This is a genomic window from Streptomyces sp. NPDC089919, from assembly GCF_040684615.1.
Lineage (GTDB): Bacteria > Actinomycetota > Actinomycetes > Streptomycetales > Streptomycetaceae > Streptomyces.
This window is the reverse complement of record NZ_JBFBGK010000181.1, coordinates 1-8,568: the sequence shown is the minus strand read 5'-3', so window position 1 is coordinate 8,568 and position 8,568 is coordinate 1. Positions and strand designations below refer to the sequence as shown.

Genomic DNA, 8,568 nt, shown 5'->3' with positions numbered 1-8,568 from the left:
TCGCGGAGCCGCCTGCGCGGGAGCGGCGGGGCAGTCCCGGCCGGGCGGCCGCCGCGAAGGCGGCCGGCCGAGCCGGTGTCAGAAGGCGGGAAGCCTCGGCACGCAGGGCGCCGCCGGCGCCGAGGGGTCCAGGGCCTGGCCGACCAGGCCGATCGCGCGCGGGCTGTACGACATGCTCAGGTGGGCGGAGAGGTCGACGAAACAGCCGTCCTGCAAGGTGACGTTGTGCACCGTCGCGCCGGGGCCGGCGGTCAGGAACGTGCTCCGCCAGGGGGTGGTGATCTCGTCGTACATCGTGGCGATCACGGTGTACTCGATCCCGGGGACCGTGTCCCCGTCGGCGTTGAGCTCCCTGATGAAGTCGGACTTCTCGTACTGCTGGACGCCCGCCTTGCCCAGGGGGCCGGCACCGGACTCCAGGATGCCGAGCTTGTCGGCGAGGATGTCGAAGCCGCTCATGGTGGTGCCGTGGTTGGTCGCGCCGAGCTGCACGACCTTCTTGACCTTGTTCTTCGACGGGTCGGCCGGGTCCGCGCCGCCGTCCGCCTTGAGGTACCAGCGGGACAGGGTCCCGCCCTGGGAGTGGCCGACGAGGTCCACCTGGGCGGCGCCGCTGGCGGCCAGCACCCTGTCCACGAAGGCGGCCAGCTCTTTGGAGGACTCCTTGATGTCCCCGTACCCCTTGACGGTGGGCGCCAGCGCCACCCCCGCGTCGTCGGTGTCCCCGAAGTCGAGGGCGTAGACGCAGTAGCCCTGGGCCTTCAACTCGGGGGACATCCGCGACCAGTTGTTGTACCGGTTCTCGTAGGTGCCGTGGACCAGGACCACCGGCCGCGGGTGCGCGGCGCCGGGACGGCAGTTCCAGTCGTTCGCGCCCGGCGGATCGATGTCGAGGTGGAGGATCGAATGGACCATGGCGGGAAGGAAGTTGTCCTGCACGGGCCCGGTCTCCGCGGCCGCGGACGTGGCGGTGGCCAGGACCCCCGCCGCGGCGAGGCCACCGGCGGCGCTGAGGATTCTCGATATGCGCACAACGGCTCCTGAGTAGTGGGGAACTCGGATCACGCGCGCCATCCTCCCCGCCCCCCACCCGAGGAAGAAATGCCTCCGCCCTCCCCGCCGACCGGTGCGCCGCCGTTCCAGGAGCCCGAGGGGTCAGGCGGCCGGGCGGAATTCCTCGGCGAGTTCGCGGAAGACGGCCGTGTTGTGGGTGAAGGCGCGGTTGCACTCCTCCACCACGCGGCGGCGTTCCAGTTCGTCGACGGGGAGGGCGTCCAGGAGGGCGCGGTACTCGCGCTTGAAGGCGGCGGGGTTGGCGATCTCGTCGAAGACGTAGAAGCGGACCCCGTCGCCCTTGCGGGTGAAGCCCCAGGTCTTCTCGGCGGTGCTCCGGATGATCTGACCGCCCGACAGGTCGCCGAGGTAGCGGGTGTAGTGGTGGGCGACGTACCCGGCGGGCCAGTGCCGCGCGCAGTGCGCGATGCGCTCGGCGTAGGCGCGGGTGGCGGGCAGCGCCGCCAGGCCCGCGCGCCAGTCGGGCCCGCGCAGGTGCGCCAGGTCCTGTCCGAGGGCCGGCAGGCGCCGCAGGCGGGGCTGCCGGAACGGCCCGGCCACCGGGTCGGCCGCCGGCTGCGCCTCCTCCAGCGCCCGGTACACGAACCACAGTTGCTCCGTGTACCGGGCGTACGCCGCGATGCCCAGCCGGCCGCCGAGGAGGTCGCTCATGAAGCCGGAGTTCTCGGCCTCGGTGTGCTGCTCGTGCGAGGCGGCCCGGATCACCGCCGAGAACGGCGTGGTGCCGGCCCCGGCGAGCGGGTCCTGGGCGGCGTCGGTGGCGTCGGGTGCGGCGGTGGCGTCCACGGGGACCTCCTGGAAGGGGGAGAGGGTACGGACGGCCCGCCGCGGGCAGCGCGCGGCGCCCGCGGGCCGGCCGCCCGGTTTCCCGGGCGCCCGTCCGTCCCCCCGATCCTCTAACTTAGGCTTACCTAAGTCAACACGCTTGCCGACACCCTGTCGGGAAGTGGTCGGGCCCCTCGGCCGCCACCGCCGCCGCCACCGGCCCGGCTAGAACAGCGCCTTGTAGCCGCCGAAGCCGATGTTCACCTTGGTGCGCGAGCCGATGGCGCCCTTGCCGGTCCCGTAGATCCGGTAGAGGTTCCCGGCCGTGTCCCGGGCGATCAGGTCGGCCTTGCCGTCGCCGTTCAGGTCGCCGGGCGCCACCACCGCGTTGTAGGTGGACCCCCAGGAGGAGGACAGCTTCACCCGCGCCTTGAACGTGCCGGTGCCGGTGCCGTCGTAGCGCCACAGGGCATTGGACTTGTCCTGCGCCAGCAGGTCGCCGATCCCGTCGCCGTTCAGGTCCCCGGCGCCCACCAGCCTCTTGTAGCCGCGCCAGTCACCGGCGAGCTTCACCCGCGCCGCGAGCTTCCCGCTCACCCCCTTGTAGAGGTACAGCGCGCCGGTGGTCCGGTTGCGGGCGTACAGGTCGGGGCGGCCGTCCTTGGTGGCGTCCCCGGTCGCGGTCAGCAGGTCGTACTGGCCCCACCCCGCGCCGATCGCCGTGGACGGGACGGAGGCCGACGGCGCCGCCCCGCACGCCGGCTTGTACAGCCGCAGGTTGTCCCCGCTGCGCACCAGGAGGTCGTTGCAGCGGTCGCCGCTCAGGTCGCCGAACGGGACGGCGAGGATCGAGGAGGACCAGCCGGTACCGGTCCGGCCCATCACGAGGTCGCCGCCCGGCAGCGAGGCATACAGGTGCTGGAGCCTGCCCGCGGAGCTGAGGGTGAACACGTCGCCCAGCCCGTCCGGGGTGTCGCTCGGGCCGCCGAAGTCCCGGTGCACCGCCGCGCCACCGGTCACCTTCAGGACGCCGGTGGCCACGGTGGAGACCGTGCCGGACCCGGCCTGGGTGGCCTTGAGGGTCCACTTCAGCCGGCCGTTGGGGGCCACCGCGCCGGTGCTGGTCCGGCCGTCCCACTGCACGGTGATCCCGGCGGCGTTCGGCGCGGCGGTCAGGGTGCGCAGGGTCCGGCCGGCCGGATCCGCCACCGTCATCGTCCAGTTGGCCACCGCGGTGTTGGTCGACCACCGGGCGTCCCAGGCGGTCTTCCCGCCGCTGGAGCGGGTCAGGTCCACCTGGTCGGGGACGCTGAACGGGCTGGCGGTCAGCTGCGGCCAGGCCGCCCGTACGGCCCACAGCGACCGGCTCCCGCTCGGGCCCGAGTCCCAGGCGACGGTGAGCCGGTCGGCGCCGGCGGAGGCGATCTCCGCGCGCTCGTAACCGCCGTACGACACCTGGCGGGTGTCGGTCCAGGAGTTCCCGATCCGGGAGGCCTGCTGCACGGAGGTGGTCGAGGAGCTGGGGTCGGACTGCAGCCAGGCGGCGTGGACTGAGCCGTCCCGCGCCATCGAGACGTCGTACGCGGTGGCGGGATAGCCGGTCGAGAGGGTCCGCAGCGGGGACCAGGAGCCGGTGTCGGAGTCGAAGCTCACCGTGCGGATGCCGGTGGTGGCGCCGTCGCCGCCGCGGTGCGTCTCGTCGTACCAGACCAGTGTGATGTCCCCGTCGGCCGCCACCAGCGGCTCCGGGGTCCTGGTCGGCACCCCGCTGCCGCCGGTGGCCAGTCCGGCGGCGGCGGTGACGGGCTCGGACCAGTCGGCGTCCGCCGTCGGCCGGCGGCTGAGCTTGAGGCTGCCGTCCGGGTCCTTCCACACCAGGTACGTCTCGCCGGACGGATCGCTGCCCAGCGTCGCGGTGTGCATCACGTACGCCGGTGTGGCCAGCGCGGCCGGGGTGCGCCAGACGCCGGTCCGGGCGCTGCGGGTGTTGGTCATCAGGCTGAGCCGGCCGCCCACGTTCATCGTGTACGCGACGATCGCGTTGCCCTCGGGGTCGAGGGCGAGCTGGGGGCCGGAGGCGACCGAGCCGGAGTGCGTGCCCACGTTGCTGGCCGGCAGGGAGTTGAGCCAACTGCCGTCCTCCGCGCGCAGGGCCAGGTACACCTCCCCGATCCGGGCGGACAGCGGCCGGGAGACCCAGGCCGCGGCGATCCGGCCGCCCGGCCCCTCGACCAGGTCCAGGGAGCTGATCGCGACCTTGGCCCACAGGTCGATGAGGGTGACGGGGGCGGACCAGCGGGCGCCCGCCCCGGCGGCGAGGGTGGCGCTGAGCACCCGGGTCTCGTCGGTGTACGTGGTGGTGGCGTTCGGTCGCTCGGTCCACAGCGCGAGGACCGAACCGTCCGCCCGGGCCAGCAGCTTGGCCTCGCCCTTGTCGTTGGGCGAGGTCGCCAGCTCCGCCGGGGCGTTCCAGGTGTCGGTGCCGGCGGGCCGGGTGGCCGCGGTCAGCCGCCAGAGCCGGGCGGTGGCGTCGTACTGCTTCCACAGGGCGACGGCGGTGCCGTCGGTGGTGACCACCAGCTCCTGGAGCGCGGCCTGCGCATCTGCCAGCCGCACGGCGGCGGTCCACGGCGCGGGCGTACCGGCGTAGGCACCGCCCGCCGGGAGGACGACGGCGCCGAGGACGAGCGAGGTGGTGACGAGCGCGGCCGCGGTGGCGCGGCGGCGCGCAAGGGCGTTCCTGCCCATGGATTCTCCCCCTTGAATGCGGGGGACCCCTCGCCCCCCGCTCCGGCCGGGGGCGGCGCGGGGCGGCGGCCTACCGGGCCCGCCCCCACGACCCCCGGTGATCACTGAGACCTCCGGGCTGCGCGAAGGGTTGTACCGGCGGGGCCAGTTGGCGATCTTCGGGCCGGGGGCGGCGGCCGAATCCCGCACGTCTCCACGGATTTGTAAGATCACCTGCCGAATCAGAGAACCGAACGTCCGTCGTACGCGTGGTACGGGACGACGTTTCGGTAGGTGCACGAGAGCGGGGGATCACAGGTGGTACCTGTGTCGAGAGTGAGAGGGGCGGCGCTCGCCGCCACGGTGGTGGCGACGCTGGTCGCGGGGACGGCGGCGGCCGCGCCGTCGGCAGGGGGCCGGCCGCCCCAGGTGCCGCACGGCGCCAAGGCCAAGGCCGCTGCGCCGGTGACGGTCACACTGGTGACCGGCGACCGGATCGGGGTTGCCGCGGACGGGTCGGTGACCCGGATCGACCGCGCCAAGGGCCGCGAGGGCATCCCGCTCTCGATCCGGCGCACGCCCGGCCACACGTACGTCATCCCGCAGGACGCGGTGCACCTGATCGACGAAGGCACCGTGGACCGGCGGCTGTTCGACGTCGCGCGACTGGTCGCGGACGGCTACGACGACGCGCACCGCAGCACCGTGCCGATGATCGTCTCGTACCGGCGGGACGGGTCCGGGGCCCGGGTGCCCAGCGCCTTCGGTGAGGCGCTGACCGATGTCGCCCGGGACCGGCGGGCGCTCCCCGCGGTCGACGGCGAGGCCTTCGACGCGCCCAAGTCCGGTGCCCCGGTGCTCTGGTCGAAGCTGACCGGCCGCTCGCCGGCCGGCTTCTCGGCCGCCTCGGCCATCTCCCACCTGTGGCTGGACGGCAAGGTCCGGGCCACCCTCGACAAGAGCGTGCCGCAGATCGGCGCGCCCACCATGTGGAAGGCCGGCTGGACCGGCAAGGGCATCAAGATCGCGGTGCTGGACACCGGTGTCGACGAGACCCACCCCGACCTCAAGGGCGTGGAGATAGCCCAGAAGAACTTCAGCTCCGCACCGGACAGCAAGGACCGCTACGGGCACGGCACCCACGTGGCCTCCACCGTGGCCGGTTCGGGTGCCAAGTCGGGCGGCCGGTACAAGGGCGTGGCGCCCGACGCCAAGCTCCTGGACGGCAAGGTCCTCGGCGACGACGGCTGGGGCAGCGACTCGACCATCACCGCCGGCATGCAGTGGGCCGTCGACCAGGGCGCCAAGATCGTCAGCATGAGCATCGGCGGCCCCGACGACGCCGGCATCGACCCGAAGGAAGCGGCCGTCGCCAAGCTGTCCGGCAAGGCGCTGTTCGTCATCGCCGCGGGCAACGAGGGCGACAAGCCCCGTACGGTCACCTCGCCCGGCAGCGCCGCCGCGGCCCTGACCGTCGGCGCGGTCGACAAGAAGGACCGGCTGGCCGGCTTCTCGGGCCGCGGCCCGACCCTCGCCGGACTCGCCAAGCCCGACATCACGGCTCCGGGCGTGGACATCACCGCCGCCAAGAGCACCCAGGGCGGCCTGCCCGTCGGCAACGGCTACACCACCATGTCCGGCACCTCGATGGCCACCCCGCACGTCGCGGGCGCCGCCGCGCTGCTCCTCCAGGAGCACCCGACCTGGACGGGCGTCCAGCTCAAGGCGCTGCTGACCGGCTCGGCCAAGCCCCGCGCCGGCCTGACCGCCCTCGAGCAGGGGGCCGGCCGGGTGGACCTCACCCGCGCCCGCACCGCCACCGTCGTGCCCGAGCCCGGCTCGCTCGACTTCGGCACCCAGCTGTGGCCGCACACCGACGACAAGCCGGTCGGCAAGACGCTGACCTACCGCAACCTCGGCAGCAAGGCCGTCACGCTGAAGCTGAGCACGGCCGGTACCGACGCGGCCGGCCACCCGGCCCCCGCCGGACTGTTCACCGTCAAGAACGCCACGCTCACCGTCCCGGCCCACGGGACCGCGAAGACCACCGTCACCGTCGACACCCGCAAGGGCACCGCCGACGGCTCCTTCGGCGGCACCGTGCTCGCCGCCGGCGACGGCCAGTCGGTCCGCACCGGGCTCGCCGTCGTCCGCGAGGTCGAGTCCTACGACGTGACCGTGCGCCACCTCGACGACGCCGGCAAGGCCTCCACCGACTACACCACCCTGATCACCAGGGCCGGCAGCAGCGGCCAGGACCGCGTCGAGGTGCCGTACCGCACCACCGGTTCGGCCGTCATGCGCCTGGCCAAGGGCTCCTACCAGCTGCAGAGCGAGATCCGCAGCCCCTACCCGGGCACCCACCTGGCCGTCCTGGTCCAGCCGGTGCTGAAGGTCGCGGCCAAGAGCACCGTCACCCTGGACGCCCGCACGGCCAAGCCGTTCGCGGTCACCGCCCCGGACAAGAACGCCAAGCTGGTCAGCGCCACCGTCGGCTACTACGACAAGGACGCCGAGGTCAGCGGCACGTGGATCATCGACGGCGCGATGCAGTTCCGCACCGCCACCCTCGGGTCCACCGCCAAGGGCATGCAGTCCCTGCTCGCCGGCGTCTGGCGCTCGCCCGCCGCCCCGACCACCGACTACCGGCTCGCCTTCCCCCGCACCGGCACCTGGTTCACCGGCCTGACCCGCACGGTCGCCCGCGCCGACCTGGCCGAGCTGAAGTTCGGCTTCGCCGCCTCCGTCACCGGCGTCCGGGGCCTGGTCACCACCACCGCCTCGGCCCCCGACGGCTTCAGCCCCGGCCCGATCACCACCATGGAGCGCAACCTGCCGCTGTCCGGCACCCAGTTCATGAGCACCACCGGCGTGCGCTGGTACTGGAACGCCGCACAGGCCAACGCGGCCGGTGAGGCGCGCATCATCTACAACCGGGGCCCGGTCACCTACACCCCGGCCAAGAAGTACACGCTGGAGTTCAACAACGGCGTCGTCGGGCCGGACCTCGGGGTCGGCGGCGACGAGCAGGGCGCCCACCGCTACGGCAACACCATCGACGCCAACGTCCTGTTGTTCGTCGACGGCGGCGGCCACCCCGGCTACTCGGTCCCCACCGGCGGCTTCGCCCGCCTGGAGTCCGGCGGCAAGGTGCTGCTCCAGACCGGCCCCAACGAGTGGTTCAGCACCGACGTACCGGCCGCCAAGGCGGTCTACACGCTGACCGAGGAGGCCACCCGCTCCTCCAAGGACGCCACGATCAGCACCAAGGTCAGCGGCGTGTGGACCTTCACCTCGGCCAAGCCCGCCACCGACAAGGGCGTGCTGCTCCCGCTGTCCACCGTCCGGCTCTCCCCGGCGCTCAGCCTGACCGGCACGGCCAAGGCCGGCAGCACCCTCAAGGTGCCGCTGCACGTGGGCGGCGCCGCCGCGGCCAAGGGCCGGGTCGCCACGCTCACCGTCAAGGTCTCTTACGACGGCGGCGCCACCTGGCACCCGCTGACGGTGAGCACCGACAGCAAGGGCGCCCGCTCGGTGTCCGTCAAGCACCCGGCCACCGCCGGGGGCGTGACCTTCCGGGTGGACCTGAAGGACAAGAGCGGCAACACCACCCGCGAGACGATCACCAACGCCTACCGCCTCGTGAAGTGACCCGCCCCCGGCCCGACCTCTGAGACGGTCCGGAGCGACGCACCACCCCGGCCCGGCCCCGCACCCGCGGGCGCCGGGCCGGGCCGTACCCGCCCGCCGGCACCCATCTGCACGCGGTCCGTTGTGGCCGCCCATCACATGGTGGGCCGTCGGCGCGCGGCCTAGCCTCCCGGACATCCCCACCCGCCCCGAGGAGGCCCCTGTGAAACCGCCACGCTTCCCCCGGCTGCGCCGGCTCGCCGTGCTCCTCTCGCTCGGCGCCGCCGCCGTGCTCCTCCTGCTGGACCCAGGGGGCCGGCCCGCCGGGCGTCGTGGGGCCGGGGGCCGTCCCGGGGCCGGCGGCTAATCGGG

General features: G+C 73.6%; 5 protein-coding genes. 2 read left to right on the top strand and 3 right to left on the bottom strand.

All coding sequences use genetic code 11. The annotated features are described in order from the left end of the window. Positions 1–78: 78 nt before the first annotated feature. The 3 genes from AB0O40_RS36850 to AB0O40_RS36840 all read right to left on the bottom strand — a co-directional run bounded on the left by AB0O40_RS36850 (position 79) and on the right by AB0O40_RS36840 (position 4,587). Positions 79–1,032 (bottom strand): alpha/beta fold hydrolase, encoded by a 954-nt coding sequence (locus AB0O40_RS36850; protein ID WP_365050469.1) that lies wholly within the window; start codon positions 1,030–1,032, stop codon positions 79–81. Positions 1,033–1,155: 123 nt separating this feature from the next. After that, a complete protein-coding gene (locus AB0O40_RS36845) occupies positions 1,156–1,779 on the bottom strand; it encodes a biliverdin-producing heme oxygenase (RefSeq protein WP_365050471.1) in 624 nt (207 codons plus the stop codon). Between the two features lie 285 nt (positions 1,780–2,064). Continuing rightward, positions 2,065–4,587: an FG-GAP-like repeat-containing protein gene (locus AB0O40_RS36840; protein ID WP_365050468.1), complete on the bottom strand. Its 2,523-nt coding sequence runs from the start codon at positions 4,585–4,587 to the stop codon at positions 2,065–2,067. A gap of 306 nt (positions 4,588–4,893) precedes the next feature. Here AB0O40_RS36840 and AB0O40_RS36835 point away from each other — a divergent pair, with 306 nt between their 5' ends. Both AB0O40_RS36835 and AB0O40_RS36830 read left to right on the top strand, forming a co-directional pair. Then, on the top strand, positions 4,894–8,217 hold the full coding sequence (locus tag AB0O40_RS36835; RefSeq protein ID WP_365050466.1) for a S8 family peptidase: 3,324 nt from the start codon (positions 4,894–4,896) through the stop codon (positions 8,215–8,217). Positions 8,218–8,419: 202 nt separating this feature from the next. Further along, positions 8,420–8,563 (top strand): hypothetical protein, encoded by a 144-nt coding sequence (locus AB0O40_RS36830; RefSeq protein WP_365050464.1) that lies wholly within the window; start codon positions 8,420–8,422, stop codon positions 8,561–8,563. Positions 8,564–8,568: the final 5 nt, after the last annotated feature.

Bases quoted from the DNA above. Each gene is read 5' to 3' on its own strand.
- AB0O40_RS36840 (WP_365050468.1), bottom strand. From the start codon at position 4,587: ATGGGCAGGAACGCCCTTGCGCGCCGCCGCGCCACCGCGGCCGCGCTC.